Here is a 19,405-nt window from a genome sequence, read left to right as displayed (position 1 = left end):
CTAACCCCCTTTATTAAGGGGGAATTTGGTATATAGCCACGTCATATTTTTAGAGTGATGTCATTCTGAATGGAGCATAGCGGAGTGAAGAATCTTCACAATCATGAGGTTGTTAGTCTTCGATGTATAGATAATATGGATAATATGGTTCGTGAGGACACGAACCATGGCTTAAGGCAATTACTTAAATTAATATTTACAGTTATAATAGATCTCTCAATGAACACCCCTATAATCCCCTCAAGGGGATATTGTGTATCGTCCTAAAATAAGTTTACAGTTAAACATAGTTAATCCTGACATATGTTGACAGTTTGATTGTAGTCCTGTTTTATGTTGACAGTTGTATTTTTCCAATAATTCTTCCAGAGAGGTTTGGGCTTACTATTTGTAGAGTGAACCTGATCTGGAGTCTTCATACCACAGCTTAGATGAGGTCTTCCTTGATTGTAGCGGTTCACTACACAGCTTAAAAGTTCTCTGGCTTGAGCCATGTTTTCCACTTCATAATGGTTAAGATATTCTTCTTTGAGTATTCCATTGATTCGTTCAGCAATGGCATTTTCTAATGGATCTCCATTTTCAGTCATGCTGATAAGTATACCTCTAGCGGATAACATGTCCACATATTCTTGACTGCAGTACTGGATTCCTCGATCTGAATGGTGGATTAAGCCTCTTAAAGGTTCAGGTTGGCTTTCGATTGCCATGTGTAATGCTCGCTGGTTATTGATGGCTTCCAGATTATCAGATAACTCATAACCTACTATTTTTCGACTGTAAGCATCGGTGATGAGGCAGATGTAATGGAAGCGATCTCTCCACTTCCAATAGGTAATATCACTGACCCATACCTGATTAACGCTTTGAATATCCAGTCCTTTAATCAAGTTAGGATACTTCCTAAACCAGTGCCTGGAGTTGGTCGTCGATACTCGACGTTTTTTTCGCTTAATCAGCAAGTGATGGCTGGAAAGTAGATCAAAAAAAGCATCTCTGCCTATGCGGATACCTAATCGATCAAAATCCGACTGGAGCATATGAAAGAGCTTCCTACCTCCCAAATGTGGGTGTAATGCCCGTTGCTCTAAAACTAACTGAAGTATCTGCTGGTGAGTGGATTCCAATGATCTGCTTCTTGCCTGGTATTGATAGTAGGATTGCCTACTCATACCAAACAGTCCACAAATACAATCCAGCCCCACTGATGGATAGACTTGTTTCATGATTTTGACTGTTTGGTGGACAACTTTTTTCTGATCTTCAATGAAAACTTCTCCTCGGCTATGTCAATCATCTTTGAATAAGCTTCTGACTTTAGCTCAGCTAACTTCAGCGCTTCTTCTAGTTCCTTAATTCTTGCAGATAAATCTTCAGGATGCTCCTGTTTCTTATTTGGTTTGGACATATAGACACGGGCTTTTAATGGCTCCTTCATCCCAAAACTACGCATCCAGTTGGTGATGGCGCTATGACCTCTAATTCCATACTTGCGCTGAGCTGCTTCCTTACTTAGTTTACCTGATAGTACTTCTTGTATTATTCGTAGTTTCTCTGAATCACTCCGATAAATACGGCTTCCTGTTTTTATTCTCATTTTACACTTAAATTGTGTAAACCTATTTCAGGACAAGACATTGGTTATGTACATCTATTTTTATACACTGTCATTCTGAACAGAGCGTAGCGAAGTGAAGAATCGATACTAAATCATTGGTGTTGTTTGTCTTCAGTGCACATGATCTGTTTCGTGAGGACACGAGCCATGCCTGAAGGGGCATAAGGAATGAATAAAACCATTCTGTCCCCCTCTGGAGGGGGTTGGGGGAGGTTATATAAAAGTGAGTATCAAAAGAGGTGACCTCCGTCACCTCCTTTTAACCCAAACGACAAGCGCCGCGACTACCCAAAGTCCGGTCCATATCACATCGTTCAATGGCCGGTTCATGGTTTCCTCTACTAATCCTACATTGGAAATTTCTGCGCTGATGTTAACCGCTCCATGGAAGATTACCGGTACCCAGATCACACGTTGCTTATTGAAAGCCACACCGAATGCAATGGAGAATAAGATGGTTACCATCGGCATCAATACAATTCCACCAATTACCGGATAATCTGGGTAATTATGTCCCAGCAGGATACCGGGAAGATGCCACCATCCCCAGATTACGCCGATCACCAGGAATCCAACTAATGAGTTGGTGTATGCCCATTCTTTTTGCAGATATCCTCTCCAACCCAATTCTTCACCAAAGGCAATAAACAGGCTATACAATAGCATGCCTACAAAATAGGAGAGGATGAAATTGGGAATGAATACGTACCATGGCTGTGCGGAGGCCCCCAATAACATCGCCATGCCTTTCAAAGCTACCTGTCCATTTTCAACTGTGATGAATCCTTCCTTTAGCTCAGCAGCTCCTGTAAGTACACTGAGAATGATTGTCAGAATCTCGATCGTAAATGGAATGAATGCAGCCAGTAATATCCATTTCCACCCTTTGAGTGGATTCCAAACCAAATTACTAAACAGGCCTTCCTTATGCATCAATCGTAGGATAATGGCTGCTAGCCCGGGCATCCACATCAGGAGCAGCGTCCAACTGGTACCGGTATCACCTTCACTGATAATGAAATAATAAGGGATAGCGGACAGGATGATAGTGAGTCCCACAAACTGCCATCCTTTTTTGCTGAGTTGTTTTAACTTAATCATTGCTCTTTTTTAGTTCGTTTCCAAATGCTTTGATGATTCCATCTTTATAGGTGATGGACTGCCCACCGTATCTTCCGAGTCCGGCTACTTTCGCTCGGCCATCATTGATGAGGTCCATCACCATTTCAATGTTCTGGCCGTCTGTTGTTTTGAAGGAGAAGACCATCAAATCATCTTTTTCAGTAATGCTGAAGTCATTGAAGAATGGAATCTCTCCCGTAAGCGAGTTGATGATCTCATAGTCTCCGGTTCTTGATTTCCATGCTTCCGGTATTTCTTGCGTTTCAAATCGAGCGGCAATCAGCTCTTTTGGACTTCCTTCTTCCAGGCTGGTCATGAGTGGGTAACCATCCACTTCCTCAAACATTACTCGCTGATCGCCCAAACGAATCGGGATGAGATGCAAGAGAATTACCTTCGGAATGAATTGGTTGTTCTCTACAGGAATCAGCTCCAATCGCAAACCCTGTAGCTTCATAAACAATTTTTTGTTTTTGCGATACACATCAATGTATGCCCCTGGTGCAGCATAGATGCCTGTGTATTGATCCAATGATTCAGGAGCTACTTTGATTCGGTCTTTCGATCCCATGGCTTCTTCCGGTTCGCTCTCAATTTTTGGTAATCCTTTGCTCTCAGCCACCTTCTCAATGATGCTATGGACTTCACGATATACACTTCTACCTCTGGCTGAATTGGTCAAAATGATGACACCCACATCCGCTTTAGGGGAAAAAGCCATCGCAGCATTGAAGTAAAGTGTTGTTCCTGTGTGGTAATAAATATCTCCCGATTGTGGACGGCTGGTCATACTCCATCCGAGCGCATATCGATCTGCAAAATCCAAGGGGGTGTTTTTGTGTTGCTGCTCCAAAATCTGCTGATACGTTTTAGGTTGCAATAAGTCAGGAGATTGACTCAGGAATGCCTGCAGGAATTTAGAAAGGTCTTCCGTTGAGGTAAACAATCCACCAGCAGGTGTGTCCCTTAGGATCACATCCGTTTGGCTTTTTCCTTTTCCATCGTAAGTCTTGCTGGCTTTTTCCAGGGCGTTGAATTCAGTGTTGACCATGCCTAGCGGCTCAAGGATGTTTGCATCAACATATTCCGGGTATTCCATACCACTAACCTCAGCTATCATATGACCAAGCAGGGTATAGCCGGGATTTGAATAGGCGCGAATCTGATTGGGGGTTCCGGCCATGTATTCCTCATTGACGTAATTGACCAGGCATTTATAATCCTCGGGCTGCTCACTGAACATACCCTTGAAGATGTCAGATGGTAGGCCGGAGTGATGGGTCATTACATTTCTAGGTGTGACTCCATCGCTGTTATCCTGCATCTGGAAAGAAGGTAAGTATTTACTCAATGGGTTGTCAATATCAAGCTTATCTCGTTCTGCCAGTTGCATGACGGCAGCAGAAGTCAACACCTTGGTTACTGAGCCAATTCCAAAGATCGTTTCATCGGTGACTGGTTTTTCATTTTCGACATCTTCAAATCCGAAGTTGTCGATCCAAAGAATTCCTTCTGAGGAGACTACAGCAACCGAGGCACCAACCACTTTACTTTTTTTCATGGTTTTGGTAATACGCTCCTTAAATTCTGAGCGAATGGCTTCCAAATCAGACTGTGCTTTTAGCATCACCTGAGATGCAATGAGTACTAAGAATAGGATTGATTTTGTCATCGTTTTTATGAGTTTACTCCAAGACTCGGTTGAATTATTGACCCTATAAAATGAGATACACCAGCCTGCATATTTTCTTGATGAGCGATGAAAAGGTATTGATAGAAGCGTTCGTGTAGTTTTTAAGGGTGTTCGTCAAGAGTGAGTAAGTGCTGATCAACCAAAGACTGTTCAGAAGTAGATACCGCTTATTTTTGGCTGGAAATGAAAGAAATCAAACCGTTTGAGTGGCTGATCCATGCGTTGGTGATTGTACTGGGGCTATTGCTCCTCAATTATCCTGCATTTGACCTGACGTTTGGTGTCTTTAACTCCGGGGATGGCTCATTGCTGTGGCCATCCGTTTTGGGTTCGGCGTTTAATCTGATTCTATTCTATGGCATTGCGTTCTACCTGATCCCGATCACATTGAAAAGAGGCACTGGGATATTTATCATCCGACTGATCGTTCTATACGCATTTGTTTCTTCGGTGGAGGTGTTGATTGATTCTGCTTTTTATCGATCTGATGGAAGCGTGATAAATAGTGACATTTGGTCAGAACTGGTTTTAATGGTGGTTTTCACTCATACGCTGGTTACAATTATGGCTTTTGCCTATCGGTTTTCGAAAGACTGGTTTGCTAATGAACGTACCAAAAGTAAGATCAATGAGCATCAGCTACGTTCTGAATTGGATGTGTTGAAAAGCCAGATCAATCCGCATTTTTTATTCAATGCACTGAACAACCTCTATTCCATGTCGCTGCAATCGGGAGATGAAAAAACCGCAGAAGGGATCAGTGTATTGTCTGAAATGATGCGCTACGTCTTTGATAAAACAGGGGAGGATAAGGTCGCGCTACAGGAAGAGGTTCAATACATCAGCGATTATATTTATCTGCAACAGCTTCGCTTCAATAAGCAGGTTAAGGTTCAATTCGATCATCCTGAGTCTATTTCTAGTTTTTACATTGCACCGATGCTGCTGATTCCGTTTGTAGAGAATGCCTTTAAATACGGTGTTTCCAATCATGCCAAAACCACGATTGAGATTCGAATCGCATTTGAGGAAGGTCACTTTGTGTTTGAAGTTAAGAATCAAAAGGCAGAGCGAACAGAAACGATCCCGTCCAGTGGAGTGGGATTGAGCAATGTGAAGAAGCGGTTGAACCTGGTTTACAATGATAAACACTCATTGAGTGTGAGCGAGAGTGATGATACGTTTAAGATTAGATTGATTATTTTGAATTCATTATGAGGTGTGTCGCCATAGATGATGAAGTACATGCACTCAAGGTCATTGAGTTGCATGCCGAGAAGGTAGAAAAACTGGAAATGGTAGCCACATTTACCGATCCGGTACAGGCAGCTGACTTCCTGGAAAAACATCGGGTAGATCTGATCTTTCTTGATATCAATATGCAGAGCCTGAACGGTTTTGAACTGTTGGAATCACTCACACGCAAACCTCAGGTCATTTTTACGACAGCCTACAGTGAATATGCTGTTAAAAGCTACTCGGTAGATGCATTAGATTACCTGATGAAGCCGATATCTTTTAGTCGATTTCTGAAGGCTGTGAATAAAGCTGACACTATTGGCAAGCGTGTGGAATCAGCACCTGCTGCTCAAACAACAAACCAGGCAAAACTGATCTCTGTCAAAAGTGGCACTACCATTCATCGGATTCATTTGGATGATATTCTATATCTGGAAGCGGACGGCAACTACACCAAGTTCGTAACTGATAAAGAATCAATTATGGTCCTTTGTACCATGAAGGAAGCTCTTACTAAAGTAAGCCACCATTTCATTCAGACGCATCGGTCTTTTGCTGTATCCACTTCCAAGGTAAACAAAGTAGAACCTCACCAACTGGCGATCGGAGATAAGATTATTCCTATTGGGGTGTCTTATCGGAAGGAAGTATTGGCGAGGTTTTAATTGAACCTGTTACTTTTTGCACGTACTTAAACCGAATGGTGCATATAACGGGCAAAAACTGATAAAGCTGGTCAATACAAAAACACCTGCCAGTATAATCAACACCAAGCCTAGTGTTCCTGTGATTACATTAGCAAAGTATAAGTAAGCAATTATCGCAGCAAGTATCACTCTGATAACTCTATCTGCTGATCCCATGTTCTTTTTCATCTTAATAAAAGTTTAGTTAGACATAAATTCTATGATCAGGACAATGCCATAGACAATACAAATGCATATAATACATACTCCAACCAGTTTTGCTAGTTTTTCCCTGTTCATGAGATCAAATGTAGAATGGCACTTGGTTTTTTGCAGTGACTTTTGTCACCGAGCTTTGATTTCAACAGAATTTTGATGTTGGATAACTTTTCCTTCTTGTTCCAATTTTTTCATGACACGGGAAATAACCTCTCTCGCTGTACCAAGTCCACTGGCAATCTCTCGATGTGAGACTTTCAGCGGATTTTGATTCGTCAATCTTGACTTCTCAATCAGATAATTATAAAGGCGTTTATCCATCTTATCGAAGATGACATGGCTGATGGTATCTAATAACTCGCTATACCGCAAATTGTATTGTTGATAGAAAAGGGTATTTATACTTGGAAATTGATGTATCCATGAGGAGACATCTTCTACAGGAAGCAACAACACTTTGGAATCTTCTTCCGTGGAGGCATAAACTCGGCTTGGATCATTCTTTAAGCTTGCCGCAAATGACATGATGCAGCTTTCGCTTGGCTTGATATAATATAGCAGAAGTTCTTTGTCACTAAATCTGGAAAACACCCTGATCAATCCACTCAGAACAATTGGAATCACTTTTACATACTGACCTTCTCGTAGTATTTGCGTGTTCTTAGGAATTTCCTGAATGGTAGAGGATTCCTCTATTTTCTTAATTAGATCAGAATTTAAAAAGGATAGGGATTTACGTATTTCATCCATCTTTCTAAGATAATAGAGGATGATCTATATCCTACTCTGGTAGGTATACAGATCAAAGTACCGTCCTTCTTTAGCAATCAGCTCATCGTGTGTTCCGCGCTCTACAATTTCCCCATCTTCGATCACCAAGATTTGATCCGCCTGTCGGATTGTGCTGAGCCTGTGGGCGATCACGAATGTGGTACGATCCTTAATGAGCATATTCAAACTCTTTTGAATGTACATCTCACTTTCTGTGTCCAGGTTGGAAGTGGCTTCATCCAAAATGATCACTTTAGGATTAGCGAGTAATGCTCTTGCAATAGAAATACGTTGCTGTTGACCACCGGAGAGTTTTACCCCTCGCTCTCCGATCATGGTTTCCAACCCATTCTCAAATCGATCCGTAAATTCATTTACATATGCTCCCTGTACAGCAGCCTGGATTTCATCTTCCGTCGCATCAGGTTTTGGAAAAATGATGTTTTCTCTGATGGTTCCTTCGAAAAGAAAATCGTCTTGTAACACAACGCCCAGGTGCTTTCTGTAGCTTTCCAGATTCACTTTACTAAGATCATGTCCGTCGATGGTGATCAGTCCTTTTTGAGGTGTTAGGAATGAAGCAGCCAGGCTAGCGGTAGTTGATTTACCAGAACCGGAGCTGCCTACAAGTGCAGTAACCGAACCTTGTGGCGCTTTGAAATTGATGTCATGAAGGACATCCTTCCCTTCTTCGTATGCGAACGAAACATCTTTAAACGCAATATCTCCATGCAGAGATTCAAGAATAACCGGTCGCTCATCCGGCAAGTTTTCCGGGTCCATTTTCATGATTTCCTCTGTTCTATCCAAACCAGCAAAGGCCTCTGTAAGCTGACTGCCGATATTACTCATTTGCACTATGGGTGCAATCATAAAGCCAAGGTAGAGTGTGAATGCTAGAAAATCTCCAATGGTAAGTTCGCCATTGATGATATAGTATCCGCCAATTCCCATAATCCCAACAGAAGCGAGACCTAAGAGAAAGGTAGCAGAGCTTGTTACAAATGCAGTGGCAGTTAAGCTTGACTTTATATTGTTGTAGAGCTTTAGAACTCCCATTTCAAAAATGGTGTTTTCCTGCTCTTCCGCATTGAATCCCTTGATCACTCGAACACCATTCAATGTTTCAGTCAAGCGACCGGTTACTTCCGCATTGATTTTACCTCTTGTTCTGAAAATCGGTCGAATCTTACCAAAAGCCTTCATCGCAACGAATGCGAAAATGGAAACAGGCACCAAGACGAACAATGTCATGGATGCACTGATATTGATGAGTAGCACAAGTGAGATGACCGCAGTGATGGTACCTCCAACGAGCTGCACCAATCCTGTGCCTACCAGGTTTCTGACCCCTTCTACATCTGACATGATCCTGGATACCAATTCACCTGACTTGGTATTATCAAAGTAGCTGATCGGGAGGGAGAGTACTTTCTTTTGAACCTTGGTTCGAAGTTGTGAAATCAGGTGCTGTGCTTCCACGCTCAATATCCGGGTAAGTAGGAAGGAGGTAATGGCTTGAACGGTGATAGCAATAACGACAACAATCAAGAGGGTCTTTAGCATTTCCAAATCTGAATTATTGATGACGTCATCTATCAGGTATTTACTGGCTCCAGGTAGGACAAGACTTGCCAGCCGGCTAAAAATGATTAAGATTAATCCAATCAATAAAGTTTTGCGTCTTGGCCAGATGATGTTTTTAAATGCCCAGGCGAAGGTGACGTTTTTGTTTTTGCTCATTTAATAAAATTGGTAGGTATATTAGAAGATTTATTACTAACCCTAATCCCACTAAAATAATTCTCTGTGAATTTTCTAACTCGATTTAAGAAGGTGAAGTCAGGGTTCATCGCTTTTCTAAAATCCCCTGATGATCATAAACTATACACCATATCTGATGCCGAAAGATTTAAAGACATTCTAATTATAGTCATTCTGCAATTGCTCATTATGATTCCATTAGCAATTGTCATTGGTGTATTGGAGTACACTGAATTATTAGAGTTACCGGATCATAAGCTTGCAGATATGATAGATAAGAGGTCAATTCATTTGGTATTCTTTGCTGCTGTAATTCTAGCTCCAATTGTAGAAGAAACACTATTTAGAGGATTCATTACTTTTCAACGCTTTTATCCATTGTTATTCATAATTGCATTGGCTGGGGCTGTGGGTAAAAATCAGTTTAAAGTACTGCTTGTTACAAGAAGACTCTGGGACAGTTTTTTCCCGTTTCTTGCTCTTTTTTCTGTATTAATATTTGGCTACATGCATGTTTGGAATTTTGAAGAACAAATGAGCTTGTGGCTCATTCCAATAGCTATTTCTCCTCAATTTATAGCCGGATTATTTTTGACTTATGCCAGAGTAAGGTATGGTTTGATTTGGAGCATGTTGGCACATGCTTCAGTTAATTTTACTGCATTGTTTCTTTATTATGCAGTTCCATTAAATTAAATCCTGAAACCAGAAGTCAACCTCACCTTTAACTGAAGGATTGGGATAGGAACGCTTCACTTTTTCTCCTAACTTGTAATTGACTGGCTGTTTGAAAATAGGACCTTCATAACAGAAGGTATGAAACTCGCCATTTTCACCACATGGGTCAATGGATGATGGGAGGTCTTTAAGAAATTCGTCATCGATTTCACGACCTAGAAAGTCTTCACCTAGCTGATCATTTACACAAATAGTTACTGCTTTGAACCCTGTGTTAATGAATTCATGGATAAGCTGAGTGGTGTTCTTTTCCCAAATAGGGAATAGACAGTCAAACCCAATCTTTCCCATTTCCTTCTCTCGATACTTCTTCAGATCCTCTAGAAAGATGTCACCGAATGCTGCATGAGTTATTCCGTGATCTTTCAGCTCAGAGAGCTTATACTCCATGCATTTTTCATACACCTCCATAGAGGGTGATTCCGGCAACTCAATGAATGAATGAGGTACTCCTATTGATTCAAGCTGTGCTTTCACTAAACCAATGGGTGTTCCATGCATAGTCACTCGCTGGAGCGACTTATTAATGGTTGTCACCAAATGGCTTACCTGAACATCGGGGCTATTTAATAAATGATGAAGAGCCAAAGCAGAGTCTTTTCCTGAGCTCCAATGAAATACTACTTTCTTCTTACCGCGCACAGTTTACACATTTATTACTCTCCGGCATCAAGAGAATTCGACCAATCGGAATGGGTTGCTTGCATTTGATACATTTCCCAAAATCAGGTTTCCCGATATTGTCTAATGCTTGATTAAGCTTGGATAGTTTGCCTTCGGCCTGACGCAAAGCAGATTCAGTAATGCTCTTATTATTAATAGCATCCATTCGGGAGATGCGTCCGATGGAGTTGTCTAGGGTGACAGGCTTTGATTGCTCTTTGTAATCAGCGATCAACTGTTCTGTCTTTCCAATTTCCTCTTCAATCTTTGCTTTTATTTCTTGCTCATTCATTGGTGCCTAGATAATCTTCTCTTACAGGAGCGAATACATCCAGTAGTTTACAATCGGTTATTGCCAGACCTGAGTGAACCACATTTGAAGGTATGACAGCAACATCTCCTGGTTTAAGCCTTTTTGTTTCACCATTAACCGTGAGTTCATATTCTCCTTCTAGCACATTTGCCACCTGCTCATGTTCATGCGAATGCTCGGGCAGGGGACTTCCTGCCTTCACATCCCAATAAGCAAACGTCATCCGTTCTGAGTGTACAAAGCGGACAGTGTATCCCGGTAGGATTTCTTTGGAGTCGATGTTATTTAAATCTTTAAATGGCATTTTTATTCATCTAAGCTTGTCCACATTCTTGAGGTGATTTCCCATTTGCCATCTTTATTTTTTTGATAAATAGTGGTCGCATGAGAGGTTGATTCTTTGGTCATTGTAAAATCGTTAAAGGTATACGTGAAGTTCAACGTTCCTTTTTCTAGTGAATATGCCATTGAGTCTGTTCCTTTCAAATTGATCAGTTCTACTGCATAAGAATGAATTGTTGTTGTTGATCCATTATCCGGGAACCAATACTTTGTTATTTGTTCTATTCCTTTCATAGGAAAAAGTCCGCTAGGTACAATGGTTGCATTCTCATTAAATAGCGTTAGGATTTTTTTCTGATCGTTTTGTAACCACCCGGAGACATAATCCTTTCGAATCTGTTCAACCGCAGCTCTATCTCTATCAGAAAATTCAACTTTTTCGGAGCAACAGAACAGAAAAATCGTGCTAATTAGCAGTAATAAATATCTCATTTCTTTTTTGATGGTTTTGGCTTTAATGTTTTTGCAAACTCATGGCTCTTTTTCATGTATTCTGACAACTCTTGCGTTCTCTTTAACAAATCATCCGGTACATGCACGTATCCCCTCATGGTCGCACCATATGATATCGCCGGGCCTGCATCGTACTTATCTATAAATTCTTGCTTGTCTTCTTCGGATAGTCGTATAGCGACATAGCCCTCCTTGGCGACAAAGGAATACATGTTTCCATTCATGGATGTGTAGGGCATGTTCTTGCCCTTTTGCTCTAGACCTACTGATGAAAGCAAATCAGTATATAGTTGAAGGGTTTCTTCAGAAGCTTCACTTTTGGCCATGACTTGTAAGTGTTGGTTCCACCTACAAGTTAATCCAATACGTCATTTTAAGTATGAGTGCATGGTTTTTTCTTCTGAGACCTATATCGGAAAACTGTTCTGTACCGTAGTTGTCAGTGTAGACAATAAAGAGGTCTGAGACAGGAGCGAAGCGCCACTGAAAGCGTGAGTTGATATTGATATTATCAATCTGGCTGTTGTATTGAATGAAGTTGGTAAAGAAGATGGACTTAGTTAGCGTCAAGTCCAATCTCGGTCCAATCAACCACAGATCGGCATCATTGAAATTTTCCGGGAGTCTGATCCGGTTGTAAACCATGTTTACTTTCACATCAAGTATAGGCTGGAATCTGTAACCTAAAAGAGCACCAAGACTTTGTCTTTCTCCATTGAAGTATTCACCCAGATATCCATTGATCTGATAGTTAAACACTTTTCTTTGATCTGAAGTAAAAGAGAAATTGAAACTGTGATAGGTATATCCGGTCAAGGCATCCAACTCTCGTCCATCTGTTTGCGTAGGATCAAATGGATCTAGCAAAAAGGTGTGATTTTGTTCAATCGAAGCACTTAATCTCCCTGTGTTAGATAGACCCGAGTTAAAGTTGATAGCAAACTTACGATCCGTCAATTGACCATCAACGGTCCAGATGTATTCCGTTTCTCCTTTCAATTCGATTGAGTTGAACAAGCCTTTGGAAAGGAAAAAGTTTCTACCGAAATCAGGATTTATGCGAAAGATCCCAGGTCGTGGAACAAATCCTACTTCTGCGTTATGATTTTTTCCTACATACACATGCGCCCAGCTCCATGTCCAGGTTTTGGATGAGTACCCTATCCAACCCGTGTGTGATCCTTGCTGAGGTTTACTGCCACTTTCATCAAAGGAATGGTGATAAAGCACTTTTCCATTCCATTTACCATTACTTGAAGCAATGTTGTAGTCTATTCCGGCCAGACGATTCCATCCACTATATGGTGTGGTGTCATTTTCAGCATAGTTTTCAAAGGTCTGCTTGTTTACGAAAATGGCTCCAATATTTGATCGTCCAAATATCTTACGCTGGATAGCACCTACTGTATAATTGATGCTGGGTAGGTCGATGGCTTCATCTTCTGCGGCCTGCATGTTAAGTACACCTATTCGCCAATTGTTATCAAGCTTTCCGCTTAAACGTGCACCTGCGTAGATTTGATTTTGAATGTTTTGTCCGGTTGACTCGTCCCGAGCAATACCAATTCGACGGGAAAAGAATGGCCGTGAATAGAAAGGATGACCAAAACTTTCAAAAAGGTCTGCATTTTCCAGGAAAAATTGTCTTCGCTCCGGGAAAAACAGTTCAAAGCGATTAAGGTCTGTTACCTGCTGGTCAAGTTCAACTTGAGAGAAATCAGGATTGAAGGTAAGATCCAAATTCAATGCAGGTCCTACCGCTATTTTAGCATCACCACCATACGAAAAATCATTCATTCGATCTGTATTGGCTGCTTCATTATCCTGTTGTGTGCTAGCAGAGACGTATGGAATCAATGAAACATTTGGTCCTGATTTTTCGAGTGGCTTGTCCCAAACCAGTTCTTTCATAAATGCTAGTGAAAGTATCAGGAAGTTTCGAGGGATACGTGTCCAGGTTGATCGTTCACCGTTTTCAGTATCGATGCGGTAGAAGTTAATATTCCATTTATCGCTTCCGGGTTTGAACCTTAAGGTCTTGAATGGAATGGCTGCTTCTGCCGTCCAGTATCCGGGAAATTGCTTTGCATCTGCCAGCCATTTATTATCCCAGGATAGTGCCAGGTCACCGCCTCTTGTGCCTCCATTGCTAATTAAACCTTCACGTTGTACACCGAAAGGGTTGATGCCGAATTGGAATGCATTGGTATTGTCCTGAAACGGATCTATTTCAATTGTAATTCCGTCGAAGTTGCCTCGGTAATCGCGTCGGAGGGAAGGGACTGCATATTCACGGTCTTCCGTTAGGTTATGCATTTTAGCGCTTACGTAGAGGTAGGTTTCATCGTATGTCATTCGTATTTCAACCGATGACTCAGCAGGAATTGAATCACTGGGAAAGTATTGACTAAAGTTTTTGATTACCTGTACATTTTCCCAGGCACTTTCATCTATGATGCCATCAATTTTGATTGGTTGGTTTGTGGAAGCAATATGATATGCATCTTCCTGGGCATGCAACCATGCAGGCAGTAGTAGTAGTAGCCAGTAAATCCTCTTCATGCACGGCAAATTTATTTTGCTTAAAGATTTTGAAAGCTGATTTTTTGATGAGTGGAGGGAAAGACTAAAAAATTTGGGTTTTAGATATAGCCTTGCCTTAGCAGCTTTTTATAAATAGCCAGACAGATCCATGCATCCGTTGCTGCATACTTTTCCTGAGATGGAGTCAGTTTTTCAGCTTCCCAGTTTGAGACTTGTTGATTCTTTGAAATCCTGGAATCAAGAAAGATTGCTGCCAGTTTCTTAACTCCCATATGCTTGACCCCTAGCTCTTTGACAACATCATTTAAATCCGTGAAATTCTTTGGTTTAAATTTTCGTGCACGGTTAAGATCTTTCAAGTCATCGTCTATGCTGATTCCTAGCTTTAGTATAGATTCATCAGCCATGTAATTGAATAATGAGGTGGGATACCCCATATTGTTCAGCCGAAATAAATAGGCGTTTTCCATGGTTGAAAGCTGTACCATAGCTGTGTGGTTATACTCTCCCTTGTTGAAGGTGGGCTTCTTTTCTGTATCAAAACCAACAACATCAAACTTACGAAGCTGCTGAATGGCTCTATTGCATTCTTCCTCAGAGTCGAGCGTATGTATTTCTCCTTCAAATGCTAAAAGAGGAAGTGCACGTATGTCTTCTTTAGTGATATGTTCAGCAAAGCGACTATTCACTTTTCCCGCTCAGCTTTTTGATTTTATAACCAGTGTAGGCTACCAATATCGTCATGAAGGGGCTAATGATATTAAAGAAGCAGTACATGAAATAAGTGCCTGTTGAAACACCCAATACGCTGGCGTGGTATGCGCCACATGTATTCCATGGGATCAATACGGATGTTACTGTACCAGAGTCCTCCAGAGTCCTACTAAGGTTTTCGGGAGCGAGTCCTTTTTTCCGATAGGTGTCTGCATACATTCTGCCGGGGACCACCAATGCTAAATATTGATCTGAAGCCGTGCCATTAAAGAAGATACAGGTGCCTACAGTAGAAGCTACCAACGAGCCGGTTGAGTTTACCTTGGAGATAATTGCGGAAGCAATCCTTCTGAGCATTCCTGCCCCTTCCATTACTCCACCAAAGATCATTGCTGATATGATCAACCAGATGGTGCCAAGCATTCCGGCCATACCTGATGCACTCAATAGTCCCTGGTCATCTAATACGGCATTTCCGGTGGTGAATGAAATATCCCCGAATAACGCCTGCATCGTTCCAATAAAACCATTTGTAAAGGCCGGTGAAGAACTGTAAATGGCATCATAAAATTTACCATCAAAGCTTGCTGTTGCTGCTACTTCAGCCACAAGGTCTGGCTGAAAAATCAAAGCAAATAGTGCTCCAAGCAACGTGCCAATCAATAGTGCCGGTAGTGCTGGCATTTTCTTCACGATTAGTACAACCACCACCACGGGTACAATAAATAGCCATCCACTGATATGAAACGTACCATCAATCGCGGCAAGTATCGATGCTTTTCCCTCTATGACTCCATCAGTTGAGTTTGTAAGGCCTATGATCAGGAATATAATTAATGCGAGAATAATAGAAGGTACAGTTGTAATAGTCATGTACCGGATGTGTGTGAATAAGTCTGTGCCTGCCATAGCAGGAGCAAGGTTGGTGGTGTCGGAAAGGGGTGACATTTTATCACCAAAATATGCACCGGATAAAATAGCTCCCGCAACCAATCCCTCCGAAATGCCTAGTGCTTGTCCAATGCCTATTAACGCAATACCTACTGTAGCGGCAGTGGTCCATGAGCTACCGGTAGCAATGGAAACAATGGAGCAAACGATGCATGCTGCAACCAGGAAAATAGTTGGATTGAGAATTTGAAGTCCGTAATATATCATCGCAGGAACCACTCCACTGAGCATCCACGTACCTGCAAGTGACCCGATAAGTAGGAGGATCAAGATAGAAGCCATGGCTGAGCTAATACTCTTAACTATGCCATCTTGAATTTCTTCCCACTTGTAGCCAATTCTGATGGCTACAATAGCTGCTACTCCTGCGGAAAGAATAAGCACGATTTGATTGGATCCACCAAGCGCTTCGCTACCGAAAATTCCAACATTTACTATCAGCAGTAGTATTAGGAAAATGATAGGGATTAAAGATTCGAATAAAGTGGGTTCTCGTTTTGTAGTCATTTGTGAATTCTATCTCGAACCCTCGAAAATAGGATATTTAACTAATATGCAATTGGAATACCTTAGTTATTTGAGATTACTGCCCAATTTGGCTCTCCATGGTAGGCATTCTCAGTAGTTATTTGTTGCACATTTTCTCCGTTGGAATCCATGATATAGATGTGGTCAACACTATCTCTTAAAGAGTGGAAAGCGATTCTATTACTTTATTGGCGACCATGCCAGTTCTGTATCATTGAAATCATTGAAGGTAATCTGCTTTTTAACTCTTCTATCGAAATCGTATATAAACACATCATTGCGATCAGGTGACCCCTCTTCATAAAACTGGGTAGTGTATGCCAGTCTTTTACCGCCTGGTTCCCAGGTTATATATTTTTCAAAAGATTCATTTATGGTTATCCGTTGTGTTGTACTGTCGTTTAAGTCATAAACATATACTTCATTATTTCCATCTCGATCAGAGATGTACGCAATTTTATTGGACTCATAAGACCATTTGGCTCTTCCATTATATGAGCCTTCATTGGTGATTGTATCCATAGATAACCCTTCCAGGTCACTTAATATAAGGGTTGAAAAATCCCCATTTTGAACCTGATGAATTAATAATTCTCCGTTCGGGGATAGGTTAAACTCGGTCTGATTGTAAGTATCTAATGGCACATCCTCTCCATCCAAGTTTTTCGCATCGATCAGAAAGGAGTCATTGACGTATGAATAATAAATAACCTTATTGAGCTGTTGATTCCAATTGGGCGCGTAATCGAAACCTGGATTTGTGGTAAGCATGGTTTCTGAGCCCTTTAAGTCATTTTTATAAATGTCGTAATTTTTATTCCTCACTGAGAGGTAAAGCAATATTTCTTGCTTAGTGTCAACTTCATTTGAAGTCTCTTTAGATGATCCACAAGAAATAGCTATCCAAGCAAAAATTATAATTATCCAACGATTCATGAAGCCTTCTTCAAAAAATCGATGGTAGAACAGTCTACCTTTGCCTTAAGGGCATGCAGTATATTATATAGTCCAAAAAATGTTCGGTTGAAATAAATGAAGTGACGTGATCCCCTTGCTTGCAACCTGTTCATTTCCGGATCTTTCGCAATAGCTTCTCCCTTCATGTAAATCTCAGTGAAGTATGCATCGTTGCTAAAATCAAATACTCCTTCATTGAATGGACGAGAGAGCAACTTGATCAGATCAGTAAACATGGCTGTCACGATTTTCACATCCTTTTCCGGATCACTTGGTCTGATAATCTCAAGTTCACGGAAAAGCTCATCTACTCGATTCGGATCATTCAATACATTATGACTGGCTAATTCGAAGTATGCTTCATAAAAGTCTTTAGGAATATGCTTGATACATCCGAAATCGATGACCCCAAGATCATTTTTTTCATCAATGATGAAATTACCAGGGTGCGGATCGGCATGCATCATCCGAAGTTCGTGCATCTGGTACATGTAAAAATTCCAGAGAATCTGTCCTAGCCGATCTCTATCTGCTTGCTTTTGCTCACGTTTCATCCATGCTCCTATAGGCTCACCTTCCAGCCAGCTCATTGTTAGTATCTGAGGAGAGGATAGTTTTGGATAGTAGGTAGGGAAGAAGACGCCATCAATTTTTTCACATTTCTCTGCAAAGTCCATCGACTGTCTTAACTCGAGCTGATAATCAGCCTCTTCCAATAGCTTACCTTCCACTTCCTTCATGTATGGGTCAACATCTTTGCCCTTTACATTCATCAGTTTTAGTGCAAAAGGCTTGGCAAGTTTGAGGTCGCTTTTGATGCTATCTGCCACTCCCGGATACTGAACTTTTACAGCTAGTTTCTCTCCATTTAGCTCTGCCTTGTGAACCTGTCCCATTGATGCAGCGTTGCTGGCATTTTTTCCAAATACATCGAAAATTTCATTTGGCTCCTTTCCCAGATTATCAATGAATGTCTTTTTCACGAGCGGGTAGGAGAGTGGTGGCGCACTATACTGTGCCATGGCAAATTTGTCAGAGTATGCTTTGGGAAGTACATTTTGATCCATACTTAGCAATTGTGCCATTTTCAAAGCACTACCTTTAAGCTCACTAAGCGAATCATAAATATCTCGCGCATTATCATTGTCCAGCTCTTCTTTATTGAGTTTGCCTTTGATAGCTGCTTTACTGTAAGCTTTCACATAGTTGGCACCAACTTTCGCGCCTGTGCTTACGAACTTACTAGCTCGTTTTACCTTACCTATTGGAATTCGATCAAGTTCTTTTGCCATTATACGGTAGCTTTAGAAAAGCCCATTTTTTGTAGAAAAAATTTACTTAAGTCAATGATGGAGTCAAGAGCAGGCAGCTCTCCGATATCAAATGCTGTCCTGGTTGATTTCTCAATAAAAACATCGGTATCTGCTCCATTGGCTGAGTCATCTTTTACCCAAAAGAAGAGCGTAGCAATGGTGTGTGACCATAGTACTTTTTTGTAAGCAGACTGAGTGGCATCTTGAGCTTTGTCAGGCAAAAACTCAAAGGTTTTAGCCCAATCTATATCTGACTGAGTAATGATTTTTTGTGTTTTCTTGAGTTCTTCAGGCAGCTCATGCGGCTTTTTGCCTTCCAGCTTATAAAGGATATATGACCGATCTGATTTTACAACCTCAAGGAACGTATATAAAAATGAGAGATGCTTCTCTCTTCCGTCCATTTCTTCGAATTCCGGATCATTCATTACCACTTTCATGGTTTGTGTGTAATACTCCTCCCATATTGACTTCTCAATGTTCTTCAGAGAGCCAAAATGTTTGAAGAAATCATCATCGGAAATCTTTAAATGTTTGGTGAAAATTCGAACGGTTTCCGGCTTTTTACCTTCCTCGAGGAGGAAATCCATGTAGCCTTTTTGAATCGTAGATTTAGAAACTGATTTTTTTGCCATGTTTGAAGATTTATCTCTTATTACTAAACATCCATTGCCACCTTATGGTTTTGATTTGCTATCTTTTTATTTTTAAATACTCGCCCTTTATAAACTCGTTAATTGTAAATATTCGGATCCAACCTAATTTTTGACTTTAAAG

At 41.0% G+C, this 19,405-nt stretch carries 21 protein-coding genes; 3 read left to right on the top strand and 18 right to left on the bottom strand.

The features are described 5' to 3' along the window. Positions 1 to 290: 290 nt before the first annotated feature. From ACQK2H_RS13215 to ACQK2H_RS13200, 4 genes are all read right to left on the bottom strand, one after another. A complete protein-coding gene (locus ACQK2H_RS13215) occupies positions 291 to 1,226 on the bottom strand; it encodes an IS3 family transposase (RefSeq protein ID WP_425389433.1) in 936 nt (311 codons plus the stop codon). Next, positions 1,223 to 1,597 carry a hypothetical protein gene (locus tag ACQK2H_RS13210; protein ID WP_425389432.1) on the bottom strand — a complete coding sequence of 125 codons (375 nt, stop codon included), beginning with the start codon at positions 1,595 to 1,597 and terminating at the stop codon, positions 1,223 to 1,225. Before ACQK2H_RS13210 ends, ACQK2H_RS13215 begins: the two co-directional genes overlap by 4 nt. Positions 1,598 to 1,867: 270 nt before the next feature. Next, complete coding sequence (locus ACQK2H_RS13205; protein WP_425391917.1) at positions 1,868 to 2,719, bottom strand: CPBP family intramembrane glutamic endopeptidase; 852 nt, start codon at positions 2,717 to 2,719, stop codon at positions 1,868 to 1,870. Further along, positions 2,712 to 4,412, bottom strand: a complete 1,701-nt coding sequence (locus ACQK2H_RS13200; protein ID WP_425391916.1) for a serine hydrolase domain-containing protein — start codon at positions 4,410 to 4,412, stop codon at positions 2,712 to 2,714. The genes ACQK2H_RS13205 and ACQK2H_RS13200 overlap by 8 nt, the downstream gene beginning before the upstream one ends. 204 nt (positions 4,413 to 4,616) lie before the next feature. Here ACQK2H_RS13200 and ACQK2H_RS13195 point away from each other — a divergent pair, with 204 nt between their 5' ends. Both ACQK2H_RS13195 and ACQK2H_RS13190 read left to right on the top strand, forming a co-directional pair. Then, a complete protein-coding gene (locus ACQK2H_RS13195; RefSeq protein WP_425391915.1) occupies positions 4,617 to 5,651 on the top strand; it encodes a sensor histidine kinase in 1,035 nt (344 codons plus the stop codon). Then, on the top strand, positions 5,648 to 6,337 hold the full coding sequence (locus ACQK2H_RS13190; RefSeq protein ID WP_425391914.1) for a LytR/AlgR family response regulator transcription factor: 690 nt from the start codon (positions 5,648 to 5,650) through the stop codon (positions 6,335 to 6,337). The genes ACQK2H_RS13195 and ACQK2H_RS13190 overlap by 4 nt, the downstream gene beginning before the upstream one ends. A 9-nt stretch (positions 6,338 to 6,346) precedes the next feature. Here ACQK2H_RS13190 and ACQK2H_RS13185 read toward each other — a convergent pair whose 3' ends face one another. The 3 genes from ACQK2H_RS13185 to ACQK2H_RS13175 all read right to left on the bottom strand — a co-directional run bounded on the left by ACQK2H_RS13185 (position 6,347) and on the right by ACQK2H_RS13175 (position 9,091). Next, positions 6,347 to 6,547 carry a YgaP family membrane protein gene (locus ACQK2H_RS13185; RefSeq protein WP_425391913.1) on the bottom strand — a complete coding sequence of 67 codons (201 nt, stop codon included), beginning with the start codon at positions 6,545 to 6,547 and terminating at the stop codon, positions 6,347 to 6,349. Between the two features lie 156 nt (positions 6,548 to 6,703). Then, a complete protein-coding gene (locus ACQK2H_RS13180; RefSeq protein WP_425391912.1) occupies positions 6,704 to 7,327 on the bottom strand; it encodes a Crp/Fnr family transcriptional regulator in 624 nt (207 codons plus the stop codon). Positions 7,328 to 7,351: 24 nt separating this feature from the next. Next, the gene (locus tag ACQK2H_RS13175; RefSeq protein WP_425391911.1) at positions 7,352 to 9,091 is read right to left on the bottom strand and encodes an ABC transporter ATP-binding protein; all 1,740 of its coding nucleotides are present in this window, start codon (positions 9,089 to 9,091) and stop codon (positions 7,352 to 7,354) included. A 66-nt stretch (positions 9,092 to 9,157) separates the two neighbouring features. Here ACQK2H_RS13175 and ACQK2H_RS13170 point away from each other — a divergent pair, with 66 nt between their 5' ends. After that, entirely contained in the window at positions 9,158 to 9,808 is a 651-nt protein-coding gene (locus tag ACQK2H_RS13170) for a CPBP family intramembrane glutamic endopeptidase (protein ID WP_425391910.1), read from the top strand. Here ACQK2H_RS13170 and ACQK2H_RS13165 read toward each other — a convergent pair. From ACQK2H_RS13165 to ACQK2H_RS13115, 11 genes are all read right to left on the bottom strand, one after another. Then, complete coding sequence (locus ACQK2H_RS13165; RefSeq protein WP_425391909.1) at positions 9,800 to 10,492, bottom strand: ATP-binding protein; 693 nt, start codon at positions 10,490 to 10,492, stop codon at positions 9,800 to 9,802. The two genes, ACQK2H_RS13170 and ACQK2H_RS13165, sit on opposite strands and share 9 nt — an antisense overlap. Then, positions 10,482 to 10,805, bottom strand: coding sequence for a TraR/DksA family transcriptional regulator (locus tag ACQK2H_RS13160; protein WP_425391908.1), 324 nt, complete (start codon positions 10,803 to 10,805; stop codon positions 10,482 to 10,484). The genes ACQK2H_RS13165 and ACQK2H_RS13160 overlap by 11 nt, the downstream gene beginning before the upstream one ends. After that, positions 10,798 to 11,130: a cupin domain-containing protein gene (locus tag ACQK2H_RS13155; protein ID WP_425391907.1), complete on the bottom strand. Its 333-nt coding sequence runs from the start codon at positions 11,128 to 11,130 to the stop codon at positions 10,798 to 10,800. Before ACQK2H_RS13155 ends, ACQK2H_RS13160 begins: the two co-directional genes overlap by 8 nt. A 2-nt stretch (positions 11,131 to 11,132) precedes the next feature. After that, positions 11,133 to 11,600 carry a YybH family protein gene (locus ACQK2H_RS13150; protein WP_425391906.1) on the bottom strand — a complete coding sequence of 156 codons (468 nt, stop codon included), beginning with the start codon at positions 11,598 to 11,600 and terminating at the stop codon, positions 11,133 to 11,135. Further along, positions 11,597 to 11,947 carry a hypothetical protein gene (locus ACQK2H_RS13145; protein ID WP_425391905.1) on the bottom strand — a complete coding sequence of 117 codons (351 nt, stop codon included), beginning with the start codon at positions 11,945 to 11,947 and terminating at the stop codon, positions 11,597 to 11,599. Before ACQK2H_RS13145 ends, ACQK2H_RS13150 begins: the two co-directional genes overlap by 4 nt. Before the next feature lie 22 nt (positions 11,948 to 11,969). Continuing rightward, positions 11,970 to 14,183: a DUF5916 domain-containing protein gene (locus ACQK2H_RS13140; RefSeq protein ID WP_425391904.1), complete on the bottom strand. Its 2,214-nt coding sequence runs from the start codon at positions 14,181 to 14,183 to the stop codon at positions 11,970 to 11,972. 80 nt (positions 14,184 to 14,263) lie between these two features. Continuing rightward, complete coding sequence (locus ACQK2H_RS13135) at positions 14,264 to 14,854, bottom strand: 3'-5' exonuclease (protein WP_425391903.1); 591 nt, start codon at positions 14,852 to 14,854, stop codon at positions 14,264 to 14,266. Beyond that, a complete protein-coding gene (gene nhaC / locus ACQK2H_RS13130; protein WP_425391902.1) occupies positions 14,847 to 16,337 on the bottom strand; it encodes a Na+/H+ antiporter NhaC in 1,491 nt (496 codons plus the stop codon). Before nhaC ends, ACQK2H_RS13135 begins: the two co-directional genes overlap by 8 nt. Before the next feature lie 201 nt (positions 16,338 to 16,538). Beyond that, complete coding sequence (locus tag ACQK2H_RS13125) at positions 16,539 to 17,294, bottom strand: TolB family protein (protein ID WP_425391901.1); 756 nt, start codon at positions 17,292 to 17,294, stop codon at positions 16,539 to 16,541. Beyond that, positions 17,291 to 18,607: an ABC1 kinase family protein gene (locus ACQK2H_RS13120; protein WP_425391900.1), complete on the bottom strand. Its 1,317-nt coding sequence runs from the start codon at positions 18,605 to 18,607 to the stop codon at positions 17,291 to 17,293. Before ACQK2H_RS13120 ends, ACQK2H_RS13125 begins: the two co-directional genes overlap by 4 nt. Then, a complete protein-coding gene (locus ACQK2H_RS13115) occupies positions 18,607 to 19,263 on the bottom strand; it encodes a hypothetical protein (RefSeq protein WP_425391899.1) in 657 nt (218 codons plus the stop codon). Before ACQK2H_RS13115 ends, ACQK2H_RS13120 begins: the two co-directional genes overlap by 1 nt. Positions 19,264 to 19,405: the final 142 nt, after the last annotated feature.

It is taken from the genome of Ekhidna sp. (assembly GCF_965228795.1).
In the GTDB taxonomy this organism is placed as follows: domain Bacteria; phylum Bacteroidota; class Bacteroidia; order Cytophagales; family Cyclobacteriaceae; genus Ekhidna.
This window is presented reverse-complemented; position numbering and strand designations above follow the sequence as displayed.

What these genes read in the sequence shown, in the direction of transcription:
- ACQK2H_RS13215 (WP_425389433.1), bottom strand. Translation starts at nt 1,226, where the DNA reads ATGAAACAAGTCTATCCATCAGTGGGGCTGGATTGTATTTGTGGACTG.
- ACQK2H_RS13210 (WP_425389432.1), bottom strand. Translation starts at nt 1,597, where the DNA reads ATGAGAATAAAAACAGGAAGCCGTATTTATCGGAGTGATTCAGAGAAA.
- ACQK2H_RS13205 (WP_425391917.1), bottom strand. Translation starts at nt 2,719, where the DNA reads ATGATTAAGTTAAAACAACTCAGCAAAAAAGGATGGCAGTTTGTGGGA.
- ACQK2H_RS13200 (WP_425391916.1), bottom strand. Translation starts at nt 4,412, where the DNA reads ATGACAAAATCAATCCTATTCTTAGTACTCATTGCATCTCAGGTGATG.
- ACQK2H_RS13195 (WP_425391915.1), top strand. Translation starts at nt 4,617, where the DNA reads ATGAAAGAAATCAAACCGTTTGAGTGGCTGATCCATGCGTTGGTGATT.
- ACQK2H_RS13190 (WP_425391914.1), top strand. Translation starts at nt 5,648, where the DNA reads ATGAGGTGTGTCGCCATAGATGATGAAGTACATGCACTCAAGGTCATT.
- ACQK2H_RS13185 (WP_425391913.1), bottom strand. Translation starts at nt 6,547, where the DNA reads ATGAAAAAGAACATGGGATCAGCAGATAGAGTTATCAGAGTGATACTT.
- ACQK2H_RS13180 (WP_425391912.1), bottom strand. Translation starts at nt 7,327, where the DNA reads ATGGATGAAATACGTAAATCCCTATCCTTTTTAAATTCTGATCTAATT.
- ACQK2H_RS13175 (WP_425391911.1), bottom strand. Translation starts at nt 9,091, where the DNA reads ATGAGCAAAAACAAAAACGTCACCTTCGCCTGGGCATTTAAAAACATC.
- ACQK2H_RS13160 (WP_425391908.1), bottom strand. Translation starts at nt 10,805, where the DNA reads ATGAATGAGCAAGAAATAAAAGCAAAGATTGAAGAGGAAATTGGAAAG.
- ACQK2H_RS13155 (WP_425391907.1), bottom strand. Translation starts at nt 11,130, where the DNA reads ATGCCATTTAAAGATTTAAATAACATCGACTCCAAAGAAATCCTACCG.
- ACQK2H_RS13150 (WP_425391906.1), bottom strand. Translation starts at nt 11,600, where the DNA reads ATGAGATATTTATTACTGCTAATTAGCACGATTTTTCTGTTCTGTTGC.
- ACQK2H_RS13145 (WP_425391905.1), bottom strand. Translation starts at nt 11,947, where the DNA reads ATGGCCAAAAGTGAAGCTTCTGAAGAAACCCTTCAACTATATACTGAT.
- ACQK2H_RS13140 (WP_425391904.1), bottom strand. Translation starts at nt 14,183, where the DNA reads ATGAAGAGGATTTACTGGCTACTACTACTACTGCCTGCATGGTTGCAT.
- nhaC (WP_425391902.1), bottom strand. Translation starts at nt 16,337, where the DNA reads ATGACTACAAAACGAGAACCCACTTTATTCGAATCTTTAATCCCTATC.
- ACQK2H_RS13125 (WP_425391901.1), bottom strand. Translation starts at nt 17,294, where the DNA reads ATGAATCGTTGGATAATTATAATTTTTGCTTGGATAGCTATTTCTTGT.
- ACQK2H_RS13120 (WP_425391900.1), bottom strand. Translation starts at nt 18,607, where the DNA reads ATGGCAAAAGAACTTGATCGAATTCCAATAGGTAAGGTAAAACGAGCT.
- ACQK2H_RS13115 (WP_425391899.1), bottom strand. Translation starts at nt 19,263, where the DNA reads ATGGCAAAAAAATCAGTTTCTAAATCTACGATTCAAAAAGGCTACATG.